We start from the raw sequence: 24,580 nt of genomic DNA, 5'->3' as shown, positions 1-24,580 counted from the left end.
CTGGCGGGGGTTGAGCCGCCGATTTTAACAACTACCGCCCCGCGGCGTTGAGAATCGCTCGCGGCCGCGGCGTTTGGTGCACAGTGGCCGCCCAGCCTTGTCACAGCGGCCCGCCCTGCCGCGTCCTCCCGGCATGACCCCGACCGATACCTTCCAGACCCACCGCCCCCGCCTGTTCGCCCTGGCCTACCGCCTGCTGGGCAGCCGCAGCGACGCCGAGGACATCGTCCAGGACGCCTGGCTGCGCTGGCAGGGCGCCGACACTGCCGCGATCCGCGACCCGGAGGGCTGGCTGGTCACCGCCACCACGCGGCTGGGGCTGGACCGGCTGCGCGCCCGGCGCAGCGCGCGCCTGGAGTACGTGGGGCCGTGGCTGCCCGAGCCGCTGGAGATCACCCTGGACCCGGACCCGCTGCAGGACCCGGCCCAGCGTCACGCGCTGGCCGACGAGGTGTCCGTGGCGTTCCTGGCGCTGCTGGAACAGCTCACGCCGGACGAGCGTGCCGCCTTCCTGCTCAAGGACGTGTTCGACTATGACTACCCGGACATCGCCCCGCTGCTGGAGCACGCCCCGGCCAACTGCCGGCAGCTGGTCCATCGGGCGCGGCAGCGGCTGCAGACCGGGGCCCCGCGCTTCGCGGTCTCGCCGGCGCAGCACCGCGATCTGCTGGAGCGCTTCATGAATGCATCGCAGCAGGGCGACCTGGCGGCGATCCGCTCGCTGCTCGATGCCAATGCCGAGATGATCTCCGACGGTGGCGGCCGCGTGACCGCGGCGATCCGCCCCCTGCTGGGTGCCGAGCGCATCGCGCAGCTGTACTGGGCGATCGCGCGCCGCAACGGCCAGCATCCAGCCCAGCTCGGCCAGGTCAACGGCGAGCCGGCGATCCTGCGCTTTGCCGGCGACCAACTGCACTCGGTCACGATGATCACGGTCGATGGGGGGCGCATCGTGCGTGTGCTCAGCGTGCTCAATCCGGAAAAACTCACTGCGCGTGTCACAGCGCGCGAGGCTGGCGCGTCCTCCTGATGAAGACGGCCATTGCGGCCGTCATGGAGTACCCACATGTCCGCTTCGCCCCGCGTTCCGTACACCCGTCTGGCCGCCGAGGCCTTCAAGGGCCTGCTGGCCACCAGCAAGGCCGTCCACGACAGCTCCATCGATCCTGTGTTGATGGAGCTGGTGTTCCTGCGCGTCTCGCAGATCAATGGCTGTGGCTACTGCATGGACATGCACGGCACCACCCTGCGCAAGGGGGGGATCGAACCGCGCAAGCTCGATACGCTGCCGGCCTGGCACGAGAGCCGCTTCTTCGATGCGCGCGAGCGTGCCGCGCTGGGCTGGGCCGAGGCACTGACCCGGCTGAGCAGCGCAACGCCGTCCGATGCGGCCTACGACGCACTGGCCCCGCATTTCGATGAGAAGGGCATCAGCGATCTGAGCATGGGCATCGCGGTGATCAACGCCTGGAACCGCCTCGGCGCCGGCTTGCTGCCGCCCCTGCCGTAAGCGCCCGCAGTCTGCGCGTGCACTGAATTCATGCATCAACCACGGTCACGGCGCGCACAATACCGCCCATGCCCGCCTCCCCCGCTGCCGGCGCACCCGGCCAGAAGAATCCCAGCCTGCGTGAGCGCGTCAATGCGATGCGCAACCTGCCCCCATTCCTGCGCCAGGTCTGGCAGACCAGCCCGGGGCTGACCCTGGTCAGCCTCGGCCTGCGCGTGATCCGTGCGTTGCTGCCGGTGGCGATGCTGTATGTCGGCAAGTTGATCATCGATGCGGCGGTACTGCTCAGCCAGCATGATGTGGGCTTCCCGCCGTTTGGCGAGGCGCTCTCCAGCGGGCTGCTCAACCCGCTGCTCGGGCTGCTTGCACTCGAATTCGGCCTTGCGATGGCCTCGGACCTGCTCGGCCGCATGGTCAGCTACGCCGATACGTTGCTGTCGGAGCTGTTCACCAACGTCACCAGCGTGCGCCTGATGGAACACGCCGCCGAGCTGGATCTGGAGGATTTCGAGGATCCTGACCTGCAGGACAAACTGGACCGCGCACGCCGCCAGACCATGGGCCGCATGAACCTGATGAGCCAGCTGTTCGGCCAGGTGCAGGACAGCATCACCGTGGCCAGCCTTGCAGTCGGCCTGATTGTCTACGCGCCGTGGCTGATCCTGCTGCTCGCGGTGGCGCTGATCCCGGCGTTCATCGGCGAATCGCATTTCAACGCTGCCGGCTACAGCCTCAATTTCCAGTGGACGCCCGAGCGTCGGCAGCTGGAGTACCTGCGCCAGATCGGGGCCAGCGTGGAAACCGCGAAGGAGGTGAAGATCTTCAACCTCCATCGCTTCCTGATCGACCGATACAAACGGCTGGCCGAGAAGTTCTACCTCGCCAACCGCGCCCTCGCGCGCAAGCGCGCGATCTGGGGCACGCTGCTGGCCGCACTCGGGACGCTGGGCTACTACGCGGCGTATGCCTACATCGCCTGGCGCACGGTACGCGGTGATTTCTCGATCGGTGACCTCACGTTCCTGGCCGGCAGTTTCCTGCGCCTGCGCCAGCTGCTCGAAGGGCTGCTGATCGGCTTTTCGCAGGTCGCCGGGCAAGCGCTGTACCTGGACGATCTGTTCTCGTTCTTCCAGATCGAACCGGAGATCCATTCGCGCCCGGATGCCGTCGCCATCCCGCAGCCGATCACCCAGGGCTTCGTCTTCGAGAACGTCGGCTTCCGCTATCCCGATGCGGAAAGCTGGGCGGTACGCCACCTGGATTTCGAACTGCGTGCAGGCGAAGTGCTGGCGCTGGTCGGCGAGAACGGTGCCGGCAAGACCACCCTGGTCAAGCTGCTGGCCCGCCTGTACGACCCCGACGAAGGCCGCATCCTGCTTGATGGCCGGGACCTGCGCGATTACGACCTCGATGACCTGCGCGCCAACATGGGCGTGATCTTCCAGGATTTCGTGCGGTACAACCTCAGCGCCGGCGAGAACATCGGCGTCGGCCTGGTCGAGGCGATGACCGACGACGCCCGCATCCGCGATGCCGCGCGTCGTGGCATGGCCGACGAAGTCATCGCCGGCCTGCCCGGTGGTTATGACCAGCTGATCGGCCGTCGCTTCAAGATGGGCGTGGACCTATCCGGTGGGCAATGGCAGAAGATCGCGATCGCCCGTGCCTACATGCGCGATGCGCAGGTCATGATCCTCGATGAACCGACCGCGGCCCTGGATGCCCGCAGCGAGTTCGAGGTATTCCAGCGCTTCAAGGAACTGTCCGACAACCGCACCGCGGTGCTGATCTCGCACCGCTTCTCCTCGGTGCGCATGGCCGACCGCATCCTGGTGCTGGCCGGCGGCAGGATCGAGGCCAGCGGGACCCATGCAGAATTGATGACCCAGGGCGGCCGCTACGCCGAACTGTTCGAGCTGCAGGCGGCTGGCTACCGCTGAAACCCACGGCTGGCGGGCCTGTCCAGTCAGTCAATGAGAATTTATCTCATTTGAGATAAACTAGGCCCGACGAAACCGACCAGAACCCCACCCCCATGTCTTCCGCTTTTGGCGCCGAAACGGTGCTTGAGGTCCGTCACTGGACCGACGCCTACTTCAGCTTCACCACGACCCGCGACAGCGGCTTCCGCTTCGAGAACGGCCAGTTCGTGATGATCGGCCTGGAAACCGAGGCGCGCCCGCTGCTGCGCGCGTACTCCATCGCCAGTGCCAACTGGGAAGAAAACCTGGAGTTCTTCAGCATCAAGGTCCAGGACGGCCCGCTGACCTCGCGCCTGCAGCACATCAAGCCAGGCGACAAAGTACTGGTCGGCAAGAAGCCCACCGGCACCCTGCTGATCAGCGACCTGCACCCGGGCAAGCACCTGTACCTGCTTGGCACCGGCACCGGTCTGGCGCCGTGGCTGTCGGTGATCAAGGACCCGGAAACCTACGAGCGCTTCGACAAGGTGATCCTCACCCACGGCGTGCGCTACGAAAAGGACCTGGCCTACCGCGACCTGTTCGAGAAGGAACTGCGCGAGCACGAATTCCTCGGCGAGATGATCGGCGACAAGCTGCTCTACTACCCGGCCGTGACCCGCGAAGCCTTCCCCAACCAGGGCCGGCTGACCTCGCTGATGGAAAGCGGCGAGATGCAGAAGACCCTCGGCCTGCCGCCGCTGGACCCGGAAAATGACCGCGCCATGATCTGCGGCAGCCCGCAGATGCTGGCCGACCTGCGCACCGTGCTGGACAGCCGCGGCTTCCAGACCTCCCCGCGTATCGGCACTCCGGGCCATTACGTGTTCGAGCGCGCCTTCGTCGAAAAGTGAGGTAGCGCCGCGCCATGCGTGGCTGGAGCCGCGAAGGTCATGCAACACGAGCAGCCGGCCAGCGGCCGGCGCTCCCCGATCACGGCCCGTCGTGGTCGGGCAACCGCCTCACCCCAGCGCCGCCTCGATATCCCCGCGCAGCGATTCGGGCTTGTCGGTCGGCGCGTAGCGCGCCAGCACCTGCCCATCGCGGCCGACCAGGAACTTGCTGAAGTTCCACTTGATCCCGCGCGTGCCCAATACCCCGGCCTTCTCGGCCTTGAGCCACTGCCAGAGCGGATCAGCGCCGGCGCCGTTGACCTCGACCTTGTCCGACATCGGGAAACTGACCCCGTAGGTCAGCGAGCAGAATTCCCCGATCTGCGCCGCATCGCCAGGCTCCTGGTGCCCGAACTGATCGCAGGGAAACCCGACCACCACCAGCCCCCGCGGCCCGAACTCCCGCCACAGCGCCTCCAGCCCCTCGTACTGCGGCGTAAAGCCGCACTTGCTGGCCACATTGACCAGCAGCAACACCTTGCCCCGATACTGCGCCAACGCCTGCGGCTGACCGGACAGGTCCACGAACGGGAAATCGAAGGCAGTGGTCATGGCAGGGGTTCCGGTGGAAAGACCTCATCTTAGCTCGCCTGCGGCGTTCGGCTTGGTTGGCTGAGGAGCCGGCCAGCGGCCGGCACTACCCCACACTCAGGGCCACACGCTCCTTCTCGAGGCGCCAATCAACTGTCCAGCGCGGGGCGGGTGGGGGTTGGCGGGGCCGTAGTGCGCCATGGATGGCGCACTACGAGCGTACATGGACGTATTCACAGCGTGCCCCGCCGGCCCCCACCCGCCCCGCGCCTCGCAGCAGCCGACCCCTGCTGTTGCTGTTGCTGTCGCTATTGCTGCTGCAGTGACCGCGCCCTTTCGCAATGCCCCGGCCGTGGTCCGGCCAAAACATGTCTTTCGACACAAGCCCCTCCGCAACGGCTCGGGTTACCCTCAAAGACTTGTCTGACCGGAGAATTCCCCTTGACCACCCGTCTTGCCCTCGCCGTCGCCGTGACCCTCGGCCTTGCCCTGCCCGCCTATTCCGCCACCGCCGCCACCCCGGCCGCGACCACCGCCCAGCAGGCCAACCCGTTCTTCGCCGACAGCCCGCTGCCGCTGCACTTCCCGCAGTTCGACAAGATCAAGGACAGCGACTTCGCTCCCGCCTTCGACGCCGGCATGGCCCAGCAGCTGAAGGAAGTCGACGCGATCGCCAACAACAAGGCCAAGCCGACCTTCGACAACACCATCATCGCCCTGGAAAAGAGCGGTGACACCCTGGATCGCGCCACCACCGTCTTCTTCAGCCTCGTGGGTGCCGACACCAACGACGCACGCAAGAAGCTGCAGGCCGACTACTCCGCCCGCTTCGCCGCGCACAGCGACGCCATCGCGCTGAACGGCAAGCTGTTCGCCCGCATCCAGAGCCTGTACGACGGTCGCGCCGCGCTCGGCCTCGACGCCGAAGGCGTGCGCCTGGTCGAGAAGTACTACGAGAGCTACGTCCGCGCCGGCGCCAAGCTGTCCGAAAGCGACAAGACCAAGCTCAAGGAAATGAACGCCGAACTGGCCAACCTGGGCACCAAGTTCAGCCAGAACGTGCTGGCCGAAGTGAATGCCTCGGCGATCACCGTCGATGACGTCAAGGAACTGGCCGGTCTCTCGCAGGAGCAGATCTCCGCCGCTGCCGAAGCCGCCAAGGCCCGTGGCCAGGACGGCAAGTACGTCATCACCCTGCTCAACACCACCGGCCAGCCGCCGCTGACCAACCTGGCCAACCGCGCGCTGCGCCAGAAGATCTACGAAGCCTCGGTGACCCGTGGCAGCCGCGGTGGTGAGTACGACAACACCGCCCTGGTCTCGCGCATCATGCAGCTGCGTGCCGACAAGGCCAAGCTGATGGGCTTTGCGAATTTCGCCGCCTACAACCTCACCAACCAGACCGCCAAGACCCCCGAAGCCGTCAACGCCATGCTCGGCCAGCTCGCCCCGGCCGCCGTCGCCAACGCCAAGCGCGAAGCCGCCGACCTGCAGGCCATGATCGACAAGGAACAGAAGGCTGCCGGCAAGCCCACCTTCAAGCTGGAAGCATGGGATTGGGCGTTCTACAGCGAGAAGGTCCGCCAGGCCAAGTACAACTTCGACGAATCCCAGCTCAAGCCGTACTTCGAAATGAAGAACGTGCTCGAGAACGGCGTCTTCCATGCCGCCCAGCTCGAATTCGGCCTGACCTTCAAGCAGCGTACCGACCTGCCGGTCTACCACGAAGACGTCACCGTCTATGACGTGTTCGATGCCGACGGCAGCCAGCTGGCGATCTTCATCTTCGACCCGTATGCACGCGCCTCCAAGCGCGGCGGCGCGTGGATGAACTCGTACGTGTCGCAGTCCGAGCTGACCGGCTTCAAGCCGGTGGTCGCCAACCATCTCAACATCCCCAAGCCGCCGGCCGGCAAGCCGACCCTGCTGACCTGGGATGAAGTGACCACCACCTTCCACGAATTCGGCCATGCTCTGCACGGCATGTTCTCGAACGTGAAGTACCCCTACTTCTCCGGCACCTCGGTGCCGCGCGACTTCGTCGAGTTCCCCTCGCAGGTCAACGAGATGTGGGCCGATGATCCGGTCATACTGAAGAACTACGCCAAGCACTACCAGAACGGCACGGCCATGCCGCAGGCCCTGCTCGACAAGGTCGTCGCCGCCGCCAAGTTCAACCAGGGCTTCGCCACCACCGAGTACCTCGGTGCGGCCATGCTCGATCAGCGCTGGCACCAGATCGGTCCGGACCAGGTCCCGGCCGCCAAGGACGTGATGAAGTTCGAAGCTGAGGCCCTGGCCAAGGACGGCATCTTCTACGCGCCGGTCCCGCCGCGTTACAAGACGCCGTACTTCAGCCACATCATGGGCGGCTACTCGGCCGGCTACTACGCCTACATCTGGTCCGAAGTGTTGGATGCCAACACCCAGAAGTGGTTCCGCGAAAACGGCGGCCTGAGCCGCAAGAACGGCGACCACTTCCGCCAGACCCTGCTCTCCAAGGGCGGCAGCGTCGATGCGATGGAGCTGTTCCAGAACTTCGCCGGCCACGCCCCGCAGATCGAGCCGCTGCTCGAAAAGCGCGGCCTGACCTCGGGTGACAGCAAGAAGTAAGCGTCCGCTTCAACGACGTGCAATACAGAAAACGCCCGGCAATGCCGGGCGTTTTTTTGTTTCCCTCACCGCGGCGCCACATAGCCCCCAGGCACGCCATTCGGCGACAACACCAACTGCCACAGCTGTGCATGCCGGCAGCGGAAACTCGCCATCGACGCCGCCAGATAGAACCGCCACATCCGGCGGAAGCGTTCGTCATAGCGCTGCGCATCCAGCCGCGGCCACGCCGCCTCGATGTTGGCCCGCCACGCCTGCAGCGTCCGGTCGTAATCCGCGCCGAAGCTGTGCCAGTCCTCCAGCACGAACACCCCCTCCAGCGCCTGCGTCACCTGCGCCGCCGAGGGCAGCATCGAATTGGGGAAGATGTACTTGGCGATCCACGGATCGGTGCGATGCCGCGACAGATTGCTGCCGATCGAATGCAGCACGAACAAGCCCTCCGGCCGCAGGCAGCGGCGCACCATCTCGAAATACCCGCGATAGTTCTTGTCGCCGACGTGCTCGAACATGCCCACTGACAGGATCGCGTCGAACGACTCGTCCACCTCGTGATAGTCCTGCAGCCGGATCTCGATCGGCAGCCCCGCGCACAGCTTGCGCGCGTACTCCGCCTGCTCCTGCGAGATCGTCACCCCCACCCCGGACACGCCATAGCGCTCGGCCGCGAACTTCAGCGCCTCGCCCCACCCGCAGCCGATATCCAGAATGTGCTGGCCAGCACGCAGCCGCAGCTTGCGGCAGATCAGATCGAGCTTGGCCACCTGCGCAGCATCCAGATCCGTTGCCTGGCGCCAGTAGCCACAGCTGTAGACCAGCCGCTGCCCGAGCATCGCCTCGTACAGATCGTTGCCCAGATCGTAGTGACGCCGGCCCACCTCGAAACTGCCGGCCCCGGCCTGCAGGTTGAACACGCGCGCCCTGAGCGCATCGGCCAGATCGCGCCAGCCGTGTACGCGCTCGTCCAGGTGCGCCTGCATCAGATGAAACAGAAAGGCATCCAGCGCGCGGGCATCCCACTGCCCGTCCATGTAACTCTCGCCCAGGCCCAGCGAGCCCTGGGCCATGACCCGCGCGTAGAAGCGCGGGTCGTGCACCGTGATGTCCTGCGGCTGGTCACCATCAACGGTGACCCCCGCCTCATGCAGCAACCCTGTGACCCGTCGTTGCAGCCCAGCGTCCACATCGCCTCCGTCGATCAGCCCCGGGCGAACAGCCCCGCGACATCCTGCGCCACGTGCGGCACCAGCACCGCGGCCGGAACGTCCACGGTCTGCGTGCCGTCCGAGTACGGCCCTACCTGGTAGGGCGGGAACACAAAGCGTATCGCAGCGATGTGCCCGTCGGCACCAGTAAGCGGCTGGAACTGGCTGAAGTTGTCCGCGCTCGGCCCGGTGCCGTCGGCGATCATCCGACTCGCATTGCGCAGCGATTCCTGCATCTGTGCCGGCTCCAGCTCATCGCCACTCAGTCGCGTCGCCACCCGCTCGCGCAGCTGGTCGGCCACGTAATCACTGATCGCTTTCCAGCCCTTGGCATCGGCCACCAGCTTGTCGGCGGTCAGCATCTGCTGCTGCTCCGGCAGCCACACGAAACGCGCTACCAGCGGCTCGCCATGGGCGCCACCGGTGTAGCGGCTGCCATCGGCGGTGACCACCACCAGCTGCGGCGTTTCCAGTACTTTTTCGAAGCTCAGCGACAGCTCGTACGGCATCGTCGGCTTGTCATTGCCCAGCCCGTCCACCGCCTGCTGCAGTTCGGCGCGCGCACTGTCGGCGTAGCCAGCCAATGCCTTGGCCAGCCCGGGATACCGGGCGATGTCCGGCGGATAGCTGATCCCGACCACGGCCTGCGGCGAGGTCTCGATGACGTCGCGCAATTCGACCGGTGCGTCTGCTGCCACGGTCGGTGCCGCGGGTTCGGCGGCCGTCTCCACTGGTGCGGCCGGTGCCGCTGTTTCGCCGTCGCGCTTGCATCCTGCCACCACCACCACGCCCATGGCCAAGGCCAGCGCGCTGACGCGCAGCGCGCGACGGTTTCCTGCAATGTTCATCCTGACATCCCCTTGTTGTAACCCACCATCATGATCAGCCATCCCTGAAGCATGACCCGCTGTCGTCATCGGACCAGCAGGTCGTCGTACTCCTCGTGCCGCTGCAGGAACGCCTCGGCATACGCACAGGCCGGCACGACCTTGAACTTGTTGTCGCGCGCGTAACGCAGCGCCACCTTGGTCAATTCGCCCGCGACGCCGCGGCCGGCGATCGGCTCGGGGACCTCGGTGTGGGTAATGATCATCCGCTTGCGCTTGATCTGGTAGTCCAGCAGCGCCAGATGCCCTTTGACCCGGGCCTGGAAGCGGTGGTGGTCCAGATCGTGCTCCACTTCGTAAGCCAGTCCGGGCGGCGTGACCGAAGCCATGAGCGGTGTCTCCTGCGGCGACTGACGCGATAGTGCGCAGCCGGCCGCCATGATCGTGTGAAGCCTGAACAGGGTCAGCCAGCGACGCATCACGTCACTTGCCGACCTAAAGCCTGCACGGCTCAAGCCGATATTAGGTTCGGACAGGGCGTAAAAGCTGGCATGGCTTTTGCGAAGACCTGACCGGTACGAACCCGCTTTCCGGAGGTCCGCATGGACAACACTGCACCCGCCCCCGCCGCGCACGGCGATGCCGACAGCTCGCTGCTTGAAGGTCTGTTCCAGCTGGCCGTGAATGGCCAGACCCAGGGCTGGGAATTCGATCAGATCGACAACGAAGTCTATGCCCGGCTGCTCAGCACCTATGGCGTGGACGGCAAGAAGGCCGCCTGACGGTTGCCGCACTCACGACCAACGGTCGTGAGGTGCCCGACGGTCGCGGGTTGACCCGCGACCGACACACCGCGCAGGTACCGACCGTTGGTCGGTACGCCCTGCCTCAACCGCCGAGGCGGAAGGTCGGGTTGCTCAGCTCACGCAGGAAGTGGCTGAAGATGCTCGGCTGCATGGCCAGCATGAACAGCACGCCGAACGCCGCACCGGCCAGGTGTGCACTGTGGTTGATCCGGTCGCCGCCACGGCGGTCCATCCAGATGCTGTAGCCCACGTAGAACACCGCATAGATGATCGCCGGGGCCGGAATGAACAGCACCAGGATGATCGACCACGGCTTGATCAGGATGAAGGCGAACAGCACCGCCGACACCGCACCGGACGCCCCGAGGCTGAGGTAGTTCGGGTTCTTCTGGTTCTTCAGGTAGCTCGGCAGGATCGATACCAGCAACGCACCCAGGTAGAACGCCGGATAGGTCAGGTAGCTGCCGCTCAACTGCAGCATCACCTGTTCGATGAAGCCGCCGAAGAAGAACAGCGTGATCATGTTGAACGCCAGATGCGAGAGATCGGCGTGGATGAACCCGTACGTGATCAGGCGATCGTACTGACGGTTGCGGTCCACCGCCGGCGGCCACAGGATCAGGCGGTCGGCCAGCGCTCGGTTTTTGAACGCCATCCACGACACGATGACGGTGATGGCGATCAGCAGCAGGTTGACTGGGGTCATGTCAGGCTCAGGCGGTGCGGTAGTTGTCGACCATACGATAGCGCTTGGCATACCAACCGAAGGCCAACGCCGCCAGGAACGCAAAGCCGGCGAAGAAGAACATCAGGAACGCCGCCTCGCTCAAGCCGGTACTGGCGATCTGGTGGGTGACCGTATCGTTGCGCACCGCCGCGTTGGACAGCAGCACCCACAGGTTGCCGATGGTGGTGGTCAGGTTCCAGAAGCTCATCACCACGCCCTTCATCGCCTGCGGCGCCTGGCTGTAGGCGAACTCCAGGCCGGTGGCCGAGACCAGCACCTCACCGAAGGTGAGCAGCGCATAGGGCAGCATCTGCCAGAAGATGGACATCACGTTGCCGCCATCCATCATCACCTGGATGCCGCCGACCACGATCCAGGCCAGGCCGCTGAAGGCGATACCGGCGGTCATCCGGCGCAGCGCGGTCGGCTCGAAGCCGAAGCGGCGCAGCATCGGGTACAGCACGAGGTTGTTGAAGGGAATCAGGATCATCACCAGCAGCGGATTCAGCGCCTGCATCTGCGACGCGGTGAACCAGCTCGGCATGGCCATCTGCTGGCCCTGCAGGACCCAGGTCGAGGCCTTCTGGTCGAACAGCGAGAAGAACGGGGTGGTCAGGGCGAAGATCACCAGCACGCGCAACACCGAGCGCACACCTTCCACGGCCTCGGCTGGATGCACCGCACGGGCGCGGTCCAGCTGGATCCAGGTGCCCCCACCGATGCCCGCCAGCAGCAGGACCAGCGCGATGCACAGGCAGATCACGATGCCCAGGCTGCCCACCAGACCCATCGAGGCCACGGCCAGCACCGCACCGAGAATGGCCAACGTACGACCCGGACGGCCCTTGCCCGGCACCTGCGCCGACAGCGCGGTGCGCACCACGTTGCCGAACGAATGCGGGTCCTTCGGCGGCAGCGGCACCAGCACATAGCGCTTGCGCCCCATCCAGAACACGAAGGTGGCCACGAACATCAGGATGCCCGGAATGCCGAACGCCCACGACGGGCCCAGGTTCTTCAGCGCCAGCGGGATCAGCAGCGAGGCGAACAGCGAACCGAAGTTGATGATCCAGTAGAAGGCGTCGAACACGACCTTGGCCAGATGCTTGTTGCTCTGGTCGAACTGGTCGCCCATGAACGAGGCCACCAGCGGCTTGATGCCGCCCGCGCCCAGCGCGATCAGGCCCAGGCCGACGAAGAAGCCCTGGCGGCTGTCCTCGAAGATGGCCAGACAGGCGTGACCGGCGCAATAGATCAGGCTGAACCACAGGATGGTGTGGTACTTGCCGAAGAACTTGTCCGCCAGCCAGCCACCGAGCAGCGGGAAGAAGTACACGCCGATCATGAAGCTGTGCATGATGTCCTTCGCCTCGCCGGCGCGGCCATCGGCGGTGATCTCCTGCAGCAGCAGCGAGGTGATCAGGAACTGCACCAGGATGTTGCGCATCCCATAGAAGCTGAAGCGTTCGCAGGCCTCATTGCCGATGATGTAGGGAATCTGGCGCGGCATCTTGCCTTTGCCGGCGCTGGCGGCTGCGATATTGCTCATCCTGTGGGGCTGTCCTGCGAACACGAAAGGACCAAGATTACCGGAAGCCCCCACCCCAGCGCACGCTGCACAGCTGCATGACAGGCGGCGCCGGACATGGCAGGTGGGCCGAAAACGACCGCGCGGGATGGCACCCATGTCACGGATCGTCCACGGCGGAAGCGTAAACTTATCGTTATGCGCACGCACATCACCGGTGGGACCCGACGTTGGACAGGCTGGATCCTGCTGCTGTTGCTGGCGGCCCCCGCCGCAGGCGCGCATGCGCGTCAGGCCGAGGATGCCCTGCCCTCGCTGAAGATCGCCACGTTGGAACTGCCAACCCAGGACGATGCGCAGTGGCAGCAACGGCGGGATCAGGTGCTGCAGCTGCTTGAATCCATGCAGCCGGACGTGATCGCGGTGCAGCGGGTGCAGCAGAGCCAGGGCCGCAATCCGGCCTGCTGGCTGGCCAGCCGGCTGCGCTACAGCTGCGATTTCGTCACCGCCGACCCGCCGAGCCAGCCGCTGCGGCACGGCAGCGCGATGCTCACCCGCCTGCCGGTGACCGATGACGCCGTCACCCTGCTGCACCCGCCCGGGCAGTTCAGCGCGGCCGGCATGTTGCGGGTCAAGCTGCGCGAGGAGCTGGTCAACATCTATATCGCCCGGCTGCGGCCGGAGCCGGACGACGCACAGATCCGCCGGCACCAGACCAGCGACCTGATGACCTGGATCGGTGCGACCGCCGATGGCCTGCCCTCGCTGATCGCCGGAGACTTCTCGGCCGACATCGGCGAACTGGTCGGCAGCACCCCGGGGTTCCAGCCAGCGCGCAAGAACCCCGGTGAACGCGTGGATCCGCCCTCGTTGGCCGGCGCGGCACGCGGTCACGGCCTGGACGTACTGTTCCAGGTCAAGCACTTCGGCGGGATCCGCCAGGACAGCATCAAACTGCCGGCCACCGAAGGTGACCCCAACGCGATGCGGCTGGGCACGATGGCGACCCTGCGTCTGCAGACTCCGGAAAGCGCCAGCGCGCCCTGAATCGCACCGCTTCCAGTAGCGCAACGAAAAACGGCCAGGCATCGCTGCCTGGCCGTTCGTGTGTCAGGTGACTCTGCCGATCAGGCAATGGCTTCCTGGTAACGACGCTCGACTTCATTCCAGTCAACGACGTTGAAGAACGCGCCGATGTATTCCGGGCGACGGTTCTGATACTTCAGGTAGTACGCGTGTTCCCACACGTCCAGCGCCAGGATCGGCGTGTTGCCGTCCATCAGCGGGCTGTCCTGGTTGGCGCTGCTTTCCACCACGACCTTCTTGTCCGGGGTGACGCTCAGCCAGGCCCAGCCGCTGCCGAAACGGGTCAGGGCCGCCTTGGTGAAGGCTTCCTTGAACTTTTCCAGGCCGCCCAGCTGCGAATCGATCGCCTTGGCCACGTCGCCCACCGGAGCGCCGCCGCCGTTGGGCGACATCACGGTCCAGAACAGGGTGTGGTTGGCATGGCCGCCGCCGTTGTTGCGCACGACGCCCTGCAGGTTTTCCGGAAGGGACTTGGTCTTCTTGACCAGTTCTTCTACCGGCAGGTCGGCGAACTCGGTGCCTTCCAGCGCGGCGTTGACGTTGTTGATGTACGTCTGGTGATGCTTGGTGTGGTGGATTTCCATCGTCGCTGCGTCGATATGCGGCTCGAGCGCGTCGTAGGCGTAGGACAGCTTGGGGAGGGTATAGGCCATGTGGTTCTCCTGGTAGCTCACTCACCCGGCAAAGACCGGGCGTTGCGGAGTCGATGATGGGGATGGCCGATGAGCTTACCAAGGGCCATGTAAAGGAAACTTCGTCCTGCGCGGTCGATCGCGTGTCGGGATCGTTACGCGAAAGTGACGGTGACGCGCAGGTGCCGCAGGCCCTCTTGCAGCGGAGCACGCCTGTTCGGCTGCGCCTCACCGTGCGGACCGGTGATCGCAGTAGAGTAGTCGCCTCGCTCATCGCTCCTGGCCCCTCATGCGCAAGCCGCTGCTGTTGTTGATCGCCATCGTGCTGCTGGTCGGTGGCCTGGCCGCCATCAAGCTCGCCCAGCGTCCGCCCGCGCCGCAGTTCGCGCCATCGCTGACGCAACCGGACGCGGCGCCGGCCGCCGGTGCAGTGACGTCATCGCCGGCATCGGCCAAGGCAGCGCGCGATCCCCTGCCCCCGTTCCTGCCCGCCGAGGCGCGCGACACCATCGCGCTGATCCAGCGCGGCGGCCCGTTCCCGCACCGGCAGGACGGCAGCATTTTCAGCAACCGCGAACAACGCCTGCCGCAGCGGCCGCGCGGCTACTACCACGAATACACGGTGGACACGCCCGGTGCCAGCAATCGCGGCGCACGGCGCATCGTCACCGGCGGCACACCCCCTACTGGCTGGTTCTACACCGATGATCACTATGAAACGTTCCGTAGTTTCGACGTTCCACCTGCCGGGAGCTGGCAATGACGCATGACGGATTCGAGTTGGGCCTGCACGACATCAACAACGCCGGCATCTATGCGATCGGCAATGACGATGTCGCCCCGTTGTCGGCCGCGATGCGCGATGCCGGCCTGCGCGTGATCCAGATCGACCTGGACGGCTGCCACGACAAACGCACGCTGCTGATGCGGCTGGCCGCCCGCCTGGATTTTCCAACCGGCTTTGGCGGCAACTGGGACGCGCTGACCGACAACCTGCGCGACCTGGCCTGGCTGCCGGCCAACGGCTATGCGCTGTTCTTCAGCGACGCCGATGCCCTGCGCAGCGATGCCGGCGCCGATTTCGACACGCTGCTGGATGTGCTCGATGAAGCCAGCCGCTACTGGAGTGACAGCAACGTGCCGTTCTGGGCGTTCGTGGCATTGCGCGATGCAGACGTGGGACTGGACGAAGGCGCCGCGACGCCGTAACCGTATCCGGGTAGCCACGCCATGCGTGGCTGTGACGCCCAATGATGCTGACCCTAGGGCAGCCACCCATGGGGTGGCTCTACCTGCCGATGAGGCGCAGCCTCATCGGCTGCCGTTGTCTTCCTGCAGCTCTTTCTTGAACGGGATGTCCGGCGGCGGCCGGGCGATGGCAGGCTGGTCCTGCATGTTTGGATCACTCAGGCCGCACCCGCCACCGAACTGCAGGACGGAGATCACGCAGGAGATTGTCGAGCTCGTGCCCGGGATCGGGATCTCGACCGCCTTGATGCCCTTGCGGACCCACTCGGCCAGCAGTGATTCGTTGGGCGCCCAGTACTTGTCGAACGAGGTCGGGGTGTAGTCATAGGGTGGACGCTTGAGCCAGGTGCCGGACTGCGCGATGCGCTCCTTGCTCCAGCCGTCTTTCTCGCCGCCGGGTGCACCGCGCTCGGTGTTGCCAGTTCCCGCCTGCCCTGGCACGCGCACGCTGCCATCGGCATTGAACAGGCTGCCGCCGCTCTTGCCGGTCGCGCTGACCGCCCGCCCGTTGAGATCGGCATCCTGCGGATGGTTGGCCGCACCCCAGTCGTCCGCGCGATTGGGGGTTGCCCAGTTGCCCGACGCTGCTGCCGCCTGGCTGGCGGGCGAACCGGCCGGGGTCGACGCGCGGTTGCCGGGCGCACGGGTGGCGCCTGGGGGAGTGGAAGGCGCCGATGCCGTGGCAGTGCTGCTCGGCGCAGTTGGCGACGGTGGCGCCGGGCGCGGTGCGGCATTGGGTACGGCACGTTCGCGCACGGCGACCTCCGGCGATCGGCCCGGCAAGGTCACCTCGCGCGTGGGCAGCGTGGCGACCGTCACCGCCGGCGCGGTGACCGGCCGGATCTCGCGCTCGCGCACCTGCAGCTCGCGCTGCCGAACGCTGGCATCCACCTGTGGGCCCGGCACCCTGACGGCCGGTGCCGGCGCTTCGATGACGGTCACCTGGCGTTCCTGCACGCTCACTTCGGGTGTGCGCAGTTGCGGCTCGACCGGGCGCGGCGTCGGTACGTTGCTGCGCGGCGTCGGCGCTTCCACGGTCACCACGGTGCGCTCGCGCACGGCGATGTCCTGCGGATCGCGCGTGACCACGCGCACCTCGGTGCGGGGCACGCTGGTGGGTGGCACCACGAAATCGGATGTCGCCTGGGCCACGTCCGTCGCCTGCACCGGTTGCTCCACCGCCGGTGTCGCTGGCGAGGGAGGTGCTGGCTGCGGTTCGCTGGGCGGCGCGGGCGTGGCAGCGGGCTGCGGTGCGGATGCGGACGGCTCGCGCGCATCGGCTTCGGCTTGGGCCATCGCCTGCGCATTGGCCATCGCGGCTGCGATGGCGGCTTCGGCGGACGCCGGTTCGGCTGCGGGCGGCTGGCTACCCTCTTCCTGTTGCGGCGTGCCACGGCCGACGAACGCGACCTGCACGCGACCACTCTCACCGCCCTGCTCCGGCTCACTCGGCGGCCGGATCAAGGCGACCCACAGCAGCAACAGCGCGAACATCAGATGCAGCAACGCGCTGATCACTGCCGAGGTCCAGCGCATCCAGCGCTGATCGCGGGGGGCCGGATCCCAGCCTTGCCAAAGCAGGCGACGCATCGCCTGGACGAAACTCAGTTCAGGCAGGCGCCCGCCCTGCGGAAGCGGCGCGCGCTGGGCCAGCTCGGCCAGCACTTCGCTGGCCCGGAACGGACGCGGGAGCGGCGACAACGCACGCAGCCACAGGCCCCACCCATAGGGGAGGCCGGTGGTTTTTTCAAGAAAGCGCGTGTCCGGCTGGCGAGCCAGCAGCCACTCGAGGATGTCGTCAGCCCGGCGCAGTGGCACGCAGCGGGATCAGGCTGCCGTGCCGCGGGGAATGTACGGCGCGTCGCCACTCTCGTGGTCGGTCGCATCGCGCACCGCAGTGATGCCCGGCACCCGCCCCATCAGGGTCTTTTCAATCCCCTGCTTGAGCGTGACATCGGCCATGCCGCAGCCCTGGCAGCCGCCGCCGAAACGCAGCAGCACGACGCCATCGGCGGAAACTTCCTGCACCGCGACCTTGCCACCGTGCGACGCCAGCTGTGGATTGACTTCGTTCTCCACCACCCAGCGCACGCGCTCGACCAGCGAGGAGCCTTCGGTCGGCGCCTCGCCCTTGATCTTCGGCGCCTTGATGGTCAACTGCTGGCTGCCGGTGGCATTGGTGACGAAATCGATCTCGGCGCCATCGACCCAGGCCACACTGGCGGCGGCCACGTAAAGGGTGAAGCCATCGCAGTCCACCGCCCACTCATCACCCAGCAGTTCACTGGGATCAGCGAACTCAAGGCGGGCATCGGCGCGCGGGGTACCCGCATCGACGGCGGTCAGGCGCACACCCATGCCGGGCACGGCCTCACGTTCGATCAGCTTGCGGAAATAGGATTGGGCAGTGTCGGATATCTGGATCATCGGGCTATTCTAGCCAATCCCTTGTGATGCGCTCATTCGGTTTATACACCGGACCGCGCATTGTTCAGTCATACAGATGTGGAGGAACCCATGGCCGACCTGATTCCGCTGGCGCAAGCCCACTGCGTGCCACGCAAAGGCAGCGACCACAAGCTCGGCACCGCCCGGGTCACCGAGCTGCTGGCCCAGATTCCCGGCTGGGAGCTGGCCGAGGCCGGCCAAGCGCTGACCCGTACCTTCCGCTTCGACAACTACCACGGCACCATGGCCTTCGTGAACGCGCTCGCCTGGGTGGCCCATCGTGAAGACCATCACCCGGACCTGGGCGTGCATTACGACCGCGCCGTGGTGCGCTTTTCCACCCACGATGTGGGCGGCCTGAGCGAGAACGACTTCATCTGCGCGGCGAAAGCCTCGGCCCTGACGGAGTAAGCCAATGAAACTGCAGTACATCGTGCTATCCAGCCTTGCCCTGGCCGCCCTGGCCGGCTGCAACAAGACACCCGCCGAACCGGCCGCCCCGGTCGCTGCGCCCACCGAGGTCGCCGCGGTCAAGACGCCGCCGCCGGAGTACCCGATCGAACTGGCCTGCCAGGGAATCGGCGGCACCAGCACCTTCAAGGTGACCATCGCCGCCGACGGCCAGCCCAGCCAGGTCCAGCTCGCCAGTGGCAGCGGCAACGCCCAGCTCGACGAGCAGGCGCAGAAGGCCGTACAGGCCTGGCAGTTCAAGGCGGCCACCCGCGCCGGGCAGACGGTCCCGACCACGATCCAGGTGCCGGTCAGCTTCAACCCGCCGCAGCCCAAGCCGGACCAGTGCTTCGCGGTCGAAGAACGGCTGCGCCGCGGCGGCTGATCGCCGCGTTGTGTTGAGGTCAGCCGCCGCAAACCTCGTGTTCCCTACTCCGCGCCCCGGTGTTGTTGCCCGGGGCGCGCTGCACTTCTACAAGGACGCGTTGGCGGATGCCTGATATTTCCAGTGAAAACGTATGGATCGCCCTGGCGGTCACCCTGGCCGCCGGCCTGGCCACCGCGCTGGGCAGCCTCATGGTGCTGTTCTCACGCCGGCCCAACCCGCGCCTGCTGGCGTTCGGCCTGGCCTTCGCCGGTGGCGCCATGGTCTTCGTCTCGCTGACCGAGATCCTCAACAAGGCGATCGACTCGTTCACCCAGGCGTACGACGCCCGGATGGGCTTTGCCTACGGCACGGCCGCCTTCCTGGTCGGCGTGCTGCTGATCGTGGTGATCGACCATCTGATCCCGAACCCGCACGAAAGCCTGGACAAGCAGGACCCCCTGTTCCGCGACAACAACAAGGCCTACATCAAGCGGGTCGGCCTGCTGACGGCGGTGGCGATCACCGCGCACAACTTCCCCGAGGGCCTGGCCACGTTCTTCGCTACGCTGGAAAGCCCGTCGGTGGGCATGCCGCTGGCCTTCGCCATCGCCATCCACAACATCCCCGAGGGCATCGCCATCGCGGTCCCGGTCTATTTCGCCACGCAGAACAAGTTCTATGCGTTCGGCGCCAGCCTGCTGTCCGGCCTGGCCGAACCGATCGGCGCGGCGATCGGGTATGTGGTGCTCTCAGGAGTGCTCAACCACGCCACCTTCGGCTGGGTGTTCGGGATCATTTCGGGCGTGATGGTGTTCCTGGCCCTGGACGAACTGCTGCCGGCGGCCAAGCGCTACGCCAAGGGCCACGAGACCGTGTACGGCCTGGTGGCCGGCATGGGCAGCCTGGCGATCAGCCTGGTGTTGTTCAAATGGTGACGGTGCAGAGCCGGCCAGCGGCCGGCACTACCCTCCATTCGGCACGGCGTTATCTGCCGGCGCTCACTTCAACCGGTTCAACACCTCGACCAGCTCCTCGGCCAGCGGTGCATTGATCAGATACGGCGTCTTGCCCGCGTCCAGCGCGAACTCCAGCGAGGCCGCGTGCAGGAACAGCCGTTTCAGGCCGATCTGCTCACGAAGCCGCTTGTTGACGTCCGGATCGCCGTACTTGTCGTCACCGGCCACCGGGTGACCCAGATGCTGGGCATGCACGCGGATCTGGTGGGTGCGGCCAGTTTCGATCCGGACCTCGCAATATGAATGCCCGCCCTTGCGCTCCAGCACCTTGAAGTGGCTGATCGACTCCTTGCCGATCGGATTCACCTGCACATGCCGCTCCCCACCCTGGCGCAAACCCACGTGCAGCGGGGCGTCCACGGTCATGGTGCCATCGGGCATCCGGCCGGCCAGCAGGGTCAGGTAGCGCTTGCGGATGCCGGCGCCGTGGTCTTCACGCAGTAGCGCCTGCAGCTCGCTCAACGCCGAGCGCTTCTTGGCCACGATCAGCAGGCCCGAGGTATCCCGGTCCAGCCGATGCACCAGCTCCAGGGTCTTGCCCGGGCGCAGGGCGCGCAGCGTTTCGATCGCGCCGAAGCTGATGCCGCTGCCGCCGTGGCTGGCCACGCCAGACGGCTTATTCAGCGCCAGCAGCCGATCGTCTTCGAACACGATGGCATCTTCCAGCCGTTTCATGAACGCAGCGGGCGGACCGGCTTTGTCGCCCTCCTCGTTGAGGCGGACCGGCGGGACCCGGACTTCGTCGCCGCCTTCGAGTTTGCGCTCGGCCTTGGCGCGGCCGCCGTTGACGCGGACCTGGCCACTGCGGACGAGCTTGTAGATCAGGCTGCGCGGTGCACCCTTGAGCTGGCCGAGCAGGAAGTTGTCCAGGCGTTGCCCGGCGCGGTCGGCCGGGACAGTGATGATACGTACGCTGGTCATGGCTTCAGCGGCTTTGGGGGTGGGCTCGGTAACGGTCATTGGCCTTTTATTCTGTTACACTCGGCGGGCGAGATAAGGGATTGATTTCGTTGGAAGTTGCTCTGGGCCAGAAGCCCGACTTCCCGCGATTCCGGCACAGTGCGCAGCCACCGCCCCCGGGGCGGCCATGTTAGCGGCTCACCGGCGGTCCCGGCCATCGCCGGATGTCTGACACGCATTCGCGCTGAACATGTCCCTGTGGCGCTCCAGCCTGGCTGAAAGCTGCCTCCGGCCCCGTTACACCCAAACCAAAACAAATGAAGCGCTCCCGCGGCCTGCCGTGGTGTTGTAGCGCTGGAAACCCAAACCGCCCTCCCCGCGCATGCGCGATGGGCGGTGAAGCGTGACCAGAAGCGAAACCCCATGGCGTTCCGCGCGGTAGCAGCGCGCGAGGAACGCAAGAATGAAGCGAATGCTGATCAATGCCACGCAGGCTGAAGAGCTGCGGGTAGCCATCGTGGATGGCCAGACGCTGTACGACATCGACATCGAACAGCCGTCCAAGGAACAGAAAAAGTCGAACATCTACAAGGGTCGCATCACGCGCCTTGAGCCTTCACTGGAAGCGGCCTTCGTCGAATACGGCGGTGAGCGCCATGGCTTCCTGCCGCTGAAGGAAATCTCCCGCGATTACTTCCAGGCTGGCGTCGACCACAACAAGGCCGGCATCCGCGAACTGCTGCGTGAAGGCCAGGAAGTCGTGGTCCAGGTGGACAAGGAAGAGCGCGGCAACAAGGGCGCTGCCCTGACCACGTTCATCTCGCTGGCCGGCCGTTACATGGTGCTGATGCCGAACTCGCCGAGCGCCGGTGGCGTCTCGCGTCGCATCGAGGGCGAAGACCGTGCCGCGCTGAAAGAAGCACTGGACAAGCTGAACATCCCCGACGACATGGGCGTGATCATCCGCACCGCCGGCGTCGGCCGCGATGCCGAAGAGCTGCAGTGGGATCTGGATTACCTGCTGCAGGTCTGGAAGTCGATCGCCGAAGCGGCGCTCACCAAGCCGGCCTCGTTCCTGATCTACCAGGAATCGCGCCTGATCGTGCGCGCCCTGCGTGACTACTTGCGCGCCGATGTCGGCGAGATCCTGGTGGACACCGAAGAGCTGTACGAGACCGCCCAGGAGTTCATGCAGCAGGTGATGCCGCAGACCCTGCGCAAGCTCAAGCATTACAAGGACGACATCCCGCTGTTCAACCGCTTCCAGATCGAATCGCAGATCGAAGGCGCGTATGAACGCAACGTCCGCCTGCCGTCGGGCGGCTCGATCGTGGTCGACCAGACCGAAGCGCTGACCGCCATCGACGTGAACTCCTCGCGCGCCACCAAGGGCAGCGACATCGAGGACACCGCCTTCCAGACCAACCTGGAAGCGGCTGAAGAAGTGGCCCGCCAGCTGCGCCTGCGCGATCTGGGTGGCCTGGTGGTCATCGATTTCATCGACATGGCCTCCAACAAGCACCAGCGCGAAGTCGAGAACCGCCTGCAGAACGCGCTCAAGTACGACCGTGCGCGCGTGCAGCTGGGCCGCATCTCGCGCTTTGGCCTGATGGAAATGAGCCGCCAGCGCCTGCGTCCGAGCCTGGGCGAATCCAGCCAGATCGTCTGCCCGCGTTGCGACGGCCATGGCCGCATGCGCAGCGTCGAGTCGCTGTCGCTGTCCATCATCCGCGTGGCTGAAGAGCATGCGATGAAGGAGAACACCGGACAGGTGCTGGTCCAGGCCCCGGTCGAGATCGCCAATTACCTGCTCAACGAAAAGCGCAGCGCGCTGCGCGAGATCGAACAGCGCCATGACGCGCCGATCGTGATCGTCGCCGACGAGCAGCTGCACACCCCGCATTACGAAGTGACCCGCCTGCGTGAGAACGAGCTGGGCGAGGAAAGCGGCAAGCCGAGCTACCAGCGCGGTACCCCGCGCAAGCTGCCGGTGCATGCACTGACCAAGGCCCAGCTGAACATCCCGGTCGCCCCGGTGGTGACCCAGGTCAAGCACAGCCAGCCGGCCCCGGTGCGTGAAGCCCCGGAACCGGAAGCCGCACCGGCCCCGGTCGCCGCCCCCGTTGCCGCCCCGGCGGCAACCGGCGTGGTGGGTTGGCTCAAGCGCATCTTCGGTGGCGAACCGGCCCCGGCCGCCGCACCGCAGCCGAGCAACCGCTCGGGCCAGGACGGCAACCGCAACGGTCGCAACAAGGATCGCAACGGCAAGGACCGCAACGGTCGCCGCGATGAGCGTGGCGAACGTGGTGGCAACGGCAATGCGCAGGCGCAGGGCCGTGGCAAGGACCGTGGTGAGCGTGGCGAACGCGGCCCGAAGGGCGAGCGTCGCGACGAACGCCGCCAGGACACCGCCGCACCGGCCAATGGCAATGCGGCACAGGTGCAGGCACCCGGCCAGGGCAAGCCGCGCAACGAGCAGCAGCCGGCCAAGCCGCGCAATGAACCGCGCAATGACCAGCAGCAGCCGAAGCTGAAGCAGAAGCAGGGCCAGAACGGCCAGGCCAAGCCGCAGCAGAACGACGGCGACAAGCCGGCCGTGAGCGAGAAGCCCGCGCGCCAGCCGCAGGTCGATGCACCCAAGCCGACCACCGCTGCACCGGTCGCTGCCGACGCCGCCGTGATCGCTGCGGCGGCCGTGGTGACCACCGATGCCGTCGCGCCGGCCGCCCACGTCCAGGAAACGGCCAAGGCCGCCCCGGCCGAGGATGCACAGCTGAGCGATACCGACGCCACCGAACAGGGTGATGCGCCGGCCAATGCCGAAGACGGTACCGGTGAAGGCGCCTCGCGCCGTCGTCGCGGTCGTCGCGGCGGCCGTCGTCGTCGTCGTGGCAATGGCGAGCAGGCTGCCGGCGGCGATGGCCTGAACGGTGATGACAACGGTCTGGATGACGATGGCGACGACCAAGACGGCGATCAGGACAGCGGCAACGCTGCCCCGACCGAGCGTCAGGTGGCCAACAACGGTCAGCCGCAGCCGGAGTTCGAGTTCGACGACGAATCCGGCAACGCGCCGGCCGCTGCCCCCGCACCGGTCCAGGCCCCGCGCCCGGCCCCGGTGGCGGCAGTTGCTGCCGCCGCTCCGGTCGCCGTGGTCAGCAGCCCGGTCGTGACCGCCGGTCATGCAGAGCCGGCCCCGGTAACGGCACCGGTGGCCGAGAAGGCCCCGACTCCGGTCGTCGAGAAGGCCGCTGCGCCGGCCGTCGAGCCGGTCGCTGAGAAGGCCCCGGCCTCCTACAACGACCCGGTGCCGTTCGTGGAAAGCCCGAGGCCGGCTCCGGCGGCTCCGGCCCCGGTCGCTGCTCCGGCGGCTCCGGCACCGGTTGCTGCTCCGGCGGCTCCGGCACCGGTTGCTGCACCGGTGGCTCCGGCTCCGGTTGCTGCTCCGGCGGCTCCGGCTCCGGTTGCTGCACCGGTGGCTCCGGCTCCGGTTGCTGCTCCGGCGGCTCCGGTCGTTGAGACCGCCCCGCAGGAAGTGAAGGAGCCGACCGTCGCACCGGTGCAGACCAGCATGCTGGATGCCGTCGATGCGACCCAGGCCCCGGCACAGCCGGCAGCCCCGCAGGCCCGCACCGAATCGGCCCCGGCCGGCCCGGTCGTGCACAACGGCCAGCTGTTCGGTTCGGCCGCCAGCGAAACCCCGGCCGCGACCAACGCCGCCGAACAGGCCGCGCAGGCCGAAGCCCGCGAGGACATCCCCACCGATGCCCCGCAGGCCGAGGAAGGCGACAAGGCCGACCAGGAAAAGAAAGACACGCTCTGATCCTGAGTG

23 protein-coding genes are annotated in these 24,580 nt (G+C 66.5%); 13 read left to right on the top strand and 10 right to left on the bottom strand.

The window, feature by feature from the left end:
• Positions 1-133 precede the first annotated feature (133 nt).
• The 4 genes from EDF74_RS14845 to EDF74_RS14830 all read left to right on the top strand — a co-directional run bounded on the left by EDF74_RS14845 (position 134) and on the right by EDF74_RS14830 (position 4,325).
• A complete protein-coding gene (locus EDF74_RS14845; RefSeq protein ID WP_123730778.1) occupies positions 134-1,030 on the top strand; it encodes an RNA polymerase sigma-70 factor in 897 nt (298 codons plus the stop codon).
• Between the two features lie 36 nt (positions 1,031-1,066).
• Positions 1,067-1,510 (top strand): carboxymuconolactone decarboxylase family protein, encoded by a 444-nt coding sequence (locus tag EDF74_RS14840; RefSeq protein ID WP_123730777.1) that lies wholly within the window; start codon positions 1,067-1,069, stop codon positions 1,508-1,510.
• A 68-nt stretch (positions 1,511-1,578) separates the two neighbouring features.
• Complete coding sequence (locus tag EDF74_RS14835) at positions 1,579-3,450, top strand: ABC transporter ATP-binding protein (protein ID WP_123730776.1); 1,872 nt, start codon at positions 1,579-1,581, stop codon at positions 3,448-3,450.
• A 95-nt stretch (positions 3,451-3,545) separates the two neighbouring features.
• Positions 3,546-4,325, top strand: coding sequence for a ferredoxin--NADP reductase (locus EDF74_RS14830; protein WP_019185907.1), 780 nt, complete (start codon positions 3,546-3,548; stop codon positions 4,323-4,325).
• Between the two features lie 108 nt (positions 4,326-4,433).
• On the opposite strand, the gene EDF74_RS14825 is transcribed toward EDF74_RS14830, so the two are convergent.
• Entirely contained in the window at positions 4,434-4,916 is a 483-nt protein-coding gene (locus EDF74_RS14825; protein WP_123730775.1) for a glutathione peroxidase, read from the bottom strand.
• 420 nt (positions 4,917-5,336) lie between these two features.
• Here EDF74_RS14825 and EDF74_RS14820 point away from each other — a divergent pair, with 420 nt between their 5' ends.
• Positions 5,337-7,508, top strand: a complete 2,172-nt coding sequence (locus tag EDF74_RS14820; RefSeq protein ID WP_123730774.1) for a M3 family metallopeptidase — start codon at positions 5,337-5,339, stop codon at positions 7,506-7,508.
• A 65-nt stretch (positions 7,509-7,573) separates the two neighbouring features.
• Here EDF74_RS14820 and cfa read toward each other — a convergent pair whose 3' ends face one another.
• The 3 genes from cfa to EDF74_RS14805 form a co-directional block, all read right to left on the bottom strand.
• Positions 7,574-8,692, bottom strand: a complete 1,119-nt coding sequence (cfa, locus tag EDF74_RS14815) for a cyclopropane fatty acyl phospholipid synthase (protein ID WP_123730773.1) — start codon at positions 8,690-8,692, stop codon at positions 7,574-7,576.
• A gap of 14 nt (positions 8,693-8,706) precedes the next feature.
• Positions 8,707-9,561 carry a DUF3298 and DUF4163 domain-containing protein gene (locus EDF74_RS14810; RefSeq protein WP_123730772.1) on the bottom strand — a complete coding sequence of 285 codons (855 nt, stop codon included), beginning with the start codon at positions 9,559-9,561 and terminating at the stop codon, positions 8,707-8,709.
• Between the two features lie 65 nt (positions 9,562-9,626).
• Positions 9,627-9,929, bottom strand: coding sequence for a GNAT family N-acetyltransferase (locus EDF74_RS14805; protein WP_123730903.1), 303 nt, complete (start codon positions 9,927-9,929; stop codon positions 9,627-9,629).
• A gap of 213 nt (positions 9,930-10,142) precedes the next feature.
• On the opposite strand from EDF74_RS14805, the gene EDF74_RS14800 reads away from it, so the two are divergent.
• The gene (locus tag EDF74_RS14800; RefSeq protein ID WP_123730771.1) at positions 10,143-10,322 is read left to right on the top strand and encodes a hypothetical protein; all 180 of its coding nucleotides are present in this window, start codon (positions 10,143-10,145) and stop codon (positions 10,320-10,322) included.
• Positions 10,323-10,428: 106 nt separating this feature from the next.
• On the opposite strand, the gene EDF74_RS14795 is transcribed toward EDF74_RS14800, so the two are convergent.
• Both EDF74_RS14795 and EDF74_RS14790 read right to left on the bottom strand, forming a co-directional pair.
• Positions 10,429-11,052, bottom strand: a complete 624-nt coding sequence (locus EDF74_RS14795; protein ID WP_019182898.1) for a rhomboid family intramembrane serine protease — start codon at positions 11,050-11,052, stop codon at positions 10,429-10,431.
• Between the two features lie 7 nt (positions 11,053-11,059).
• Positions 11,060-12,622: an oligopeptide:H+ symporter gene (locus EDF74_RS14790; protein ID WP_070470348.1), complete on the bottom strand. Its 1,563-nt coding sequence runs from the start codon at positions 12,620-12,622 to the stop codon at positions 11,060-11,062.
• Between the two features lie 177 nt (positions 12,623-12,799).
• On the opposite strand from EDF74_RS14790, the gene EDF74_RS14785 reads away from it, so the two are divergent.
• Complete coding sequence (locus EDF74_RS14785) at positions 12,800-13,648, top strand: endonuclease/exonuclease/phosphatase family protein (protein ID WP_123730770.1); 849 nt, start codon at positions 12,800-12,802, stop codon at positions 13,646-13,648.
• Between the two features lie 80 nt (positions 13,649-13,728).
• Here the strand turns inward: EDF74_RS14785 and EDF74_RS14780 are convergent, their stop codons facing one another.
• Complete coding sequence (locus tag EDF74_RS14780) at positions 13,729-14,340, bottom strand: superoxide dismutase (RefSeq protein ID WP_123730769.1); 612 nt, start codon at positions 14,338-14,340, stop codon at positions 13,729-13,731.
• 268 nt (positions 14,341-14,608) lie between these two features.
• Here EDF74_RS14780 and EDF74_RS14775 point away from each other — a divergent pair, with 268 nt between their 5' ends.
• Together EDF74_RS14775 and EDF74_RS14770 are read left to right on the top strand one after the other, a co-directional pair.
• The gene (locus EDF74_RS14775) at positions 14,609-15,082 is read left to right on the top strand and encodes a ribonuclease domain-containing protein (protein ID WP_123730768.1); all 474 of its coding nucleotides are present in this window, start codon (positions 14,609-14,611) and stop codon (positions 15,080-15,082) included.
• Positions 15,079-15,528 carry a barstar family protein gene (locus EDF74_RS14770; RefSeq protein ID WP_123730767.1) on the top strand — a complete coding sequence of 150 codons (450 nt, stop codon included), beginning with the start codon at positions 15,079-15,081 and terminating at the stop codon, positions 15,526-15,528. The genes EDF74_RS14775 and EDF74_RS14770 overlap by 4 nt, the downstream gene beginning before the upstream one ends.
• 102 nt (positions 15,529-15,630) lie before the next feature.
• Here the strand turns inward: EDF74_RS14770 and EDF74_RS14765 are convergent, their stop codons facing one another.
• Positions 15,631-17,385, bottom strand: coding sequence for a hypothetical protein (locus EDF74_RS14765; RefSeq protein WP_123730766.1), 1,755 nt, complete (start codon positions 17,383-17,385; stop codon positions 15,631-15,633).
• 9 nt (positions 17,386-17,394) lie between these two features.
• The gene (locus EDF74_RS14760) at positions 17,395-17,994 is read right to left on the bottom strand and encodes an NfuA family Fe-S biogenesis protein (protein ID WP_123730765.1); all 600 of its coding nucleotides are present in this window, start codon (positions 17,992-17,994) and stop codon (positions 17,395-17,397) included.
• 90 nt (positions 17,995-18,084) lie between these two features.
• Here EDF74_RS14760 and EDF74_RS14755 point away from each other — a divergent pair, with 90 nt between their 5' ends.
• From EDF74_RS14755 to zupT, 3 genes are all read left to right on the top strand, one after another.
• Positions 18,085-18,426 (top strand): 4a-hydroxytetrahydrobiopterin dehydratase, encoded by a 342-nt coding sequence (locus EDF74_RS14755; RefSeq protein ID WP_019182889.1) that lies wholly within the window; start codon positions 18,085-18,087, stop codon positions 18,424-18,426.
• A 4-nt stretch (positions 18,427-18,430) separates the two neighbouring features.
• On the top strand, positions 18,431-18,850 hold the full coding sequence (locus EDF74_RS14750) for an energy transducer TonB (protein ID WP_123730764.1): 420 nt from the start codon (positions 18,431-18,433) through the stop codon (positions 18,848-18,850).
• 107 nt (positions 18,851-18,957) lie between these two features.
• Positions 18,958-19,767, top strand: coding sequence for a zinc transporter ZupT (zupT, locus tag EDF74_RS14745; protein ID WP_123730763.1), 810 nt, complete (start codon positions 18,958-18,960; stop codon positions 19,765-19,767).
• Positions 19,768-19,830: 63 nt separating this feature from the next.
• Here the strand turns inward: zupT and EDF74_RS14740 are convergent, their stop codons facing one another.
• Positions 19,831-20,808, bottom strand: coding sequence for an RluA family pseudouridine synthase (locus EDF74_RS14740; protein ID WP_026069733.1), 978 nt, complete (start codon positions 20,806-20,808; stop codon positions 19,831-19,833).
• A 403-nt stretch (positions 20,809-21,211) separates the two neighbouring features.
• Here EDF74_RS14740 and EDF74_RS14735 point away from each other — a divergent pair, with 403 nt between their 5' ends.
• Positions 21,212-24,571 carry an Rne/Rng family ribonuclease gene (locus EDF74_RS14735; protein WP_123730762.1) on the top strand — a complete coding sequence of 1,120 codons (3,360 nt, stop codon included), beginning with the start codon at positions 21,212-21,214 and terminating at the stop codon, positions 24,569-24,571.
• Positions 24,572-24,580: the final 9 nt, after the last annotated feature.

The organism is Stenotrophomonas rhizophila (assembly GCF_003751305.1).
GTDB classification, from domain to species: domain Bacteria; phylum Pseudomonadota; class Gammaproteobacteria; order Xanthomonadales; family Xanthomonadaceae; genus Stenotrophomonas; species Stenotrophomonas rhizophila_B.
The sequence above is the reverse complement of the archived record's forward strand: the minus strand, read 5'-3'. Positions and strand labels throughout refer to the sequence as shown.

Coding starts and splice junctions, on each gene's coding strand:
- EDF74_RS14845 (WP_123730778.1), top strand. CDS start 134: ATGACCCCGACCGATACCTTCCAGACCCACCGCCCCCGCCTGTTCGCC.
- EDF74_RS14800 (WP_123730771.1), top strand. CDS start 10,143: ATGGACAACACTGCACCCGCCCCCGCCGCGCACGGCGATGCCGACAGC.
- EDF74_RS14810 (WP_123730772.1), bottom strand. CDS start 9,561: ATGAACATTGCAGGAAACCGTCGCGCGCTGCGCGTCAGCGCGCTGGCC.
- EDF74_RS14760 (WP_123730765.1), bottom strand. CDS start 17,994: ATGATCCAGATATCCGACACTGCCCAATCCTATTTCCGCAAGCTGATC.
- EDF74_RS14775 (WP_123730768.1), top strand. CDS start 14,609: ATGCGCAAGCCGCTGCTGTTGTTGATCGCCATCGTGCTGCTGGTCGGT.
- EDF74_RS14755 (WP_019182889.1), top strand. CDS start 18,085: ATGGCCGACCTGATTCCGCTGGCGCAAGCCCACTGCGTGCCACGCAAA.
- EDF74_RS14740 (WP_026069733.1), bottom strand. CDS start 20,808: ATGACCGTTACCGAGCCCACCCCCAAAGCCGCTGAAGCCATGACCAGC.
- EDF74_RS14830 (WP_019185907.1), top strand. CDS start 3,546: ATGTCTTCCGCTTTTGGCGCCGAAACGGTGCTTGAGGTCCGTCACTGG.
- EDF74_RS14750 (WP_123730764.1), top strand. CDS start 18,431: ATGAAACTGCAGTACATCGTGCTATCCAGCCTTGCCCTGGCCGCCCTG.
- EDF74_RS14835 (WP_123730776.1), top strand. CDS start 1,579: ATGCCCGCCTCCCCCGCTGCCGGCGCACCCGGCCAGAAGAATCCCAGC.
- EDF74_RS14785 (WP_123730770.1), top strand. CDS start 12,800: ATGCGCACGCACATCACCGGTGGGACCCGACGTTGGACAGGCTGGATC.
- zupT (WP_123730763.1), top strand. CDS start 18,958: ATGCCTGATATTTCCAGTGAAAACGTATGGATCGCCCTGGCGGTCACC.
- EDF74_RS14795 (WP_019182898.1), bottom strand. CDS start 11,052: ATGACCCCAGTCAACCTGCTGCTGATCGCCATCACCGTCATCGTGTCG.
- EDF74_RS14805 (WP_123730903.1), bottom strand. CDS start 9,929: ATGGCTTCGGTCACGCCGCCCGGACTGGCTTACGAAGTGGAGCACGAT.
- EDF74_RS14780 (WP_123730769.1), bottom strand. CDS start 14,340: ATGGCCTATACCCTCCCCAAGCTGTCCTACGCCTACGACGCGCTCGAG.
- EDF74_RS14790 (WP_070470348.1), bottom strand. CDS start 12,622: ATGAGCAATATCGCAGCCGCCAGCGCCGGCAAAGGCAAGATGCCGCGC.
- EDF74_RS14840 (WP_123730777.1), top strand. CDS start 1,067: ATGTCCGCTTCGCCCCGCGTTCCGTACACCCGTCTGGCCGCCGAGGCC.
- EDF74_RS14825 (WP_123730775.1), bottom strand. CDS start 4,916: ATGACCACTGCCTTCGATTTCCCGTTCGTGGACCTGTCCGGTCAGCCG.
- EDF74_RS14735 (WP_123730762.1), top strand. CDS start 21,212: ATGAAGCGAATGCTGATCAATGCCACGCAGGCTGAAGAGCTGCGGGTA.
- EDF74_RS14770 (WP_123730767.1), top strand. CDS start 15,079: ATGACGCATGACGGATTCGAGTTGGGCCTGCACGACATCAACAACGCC.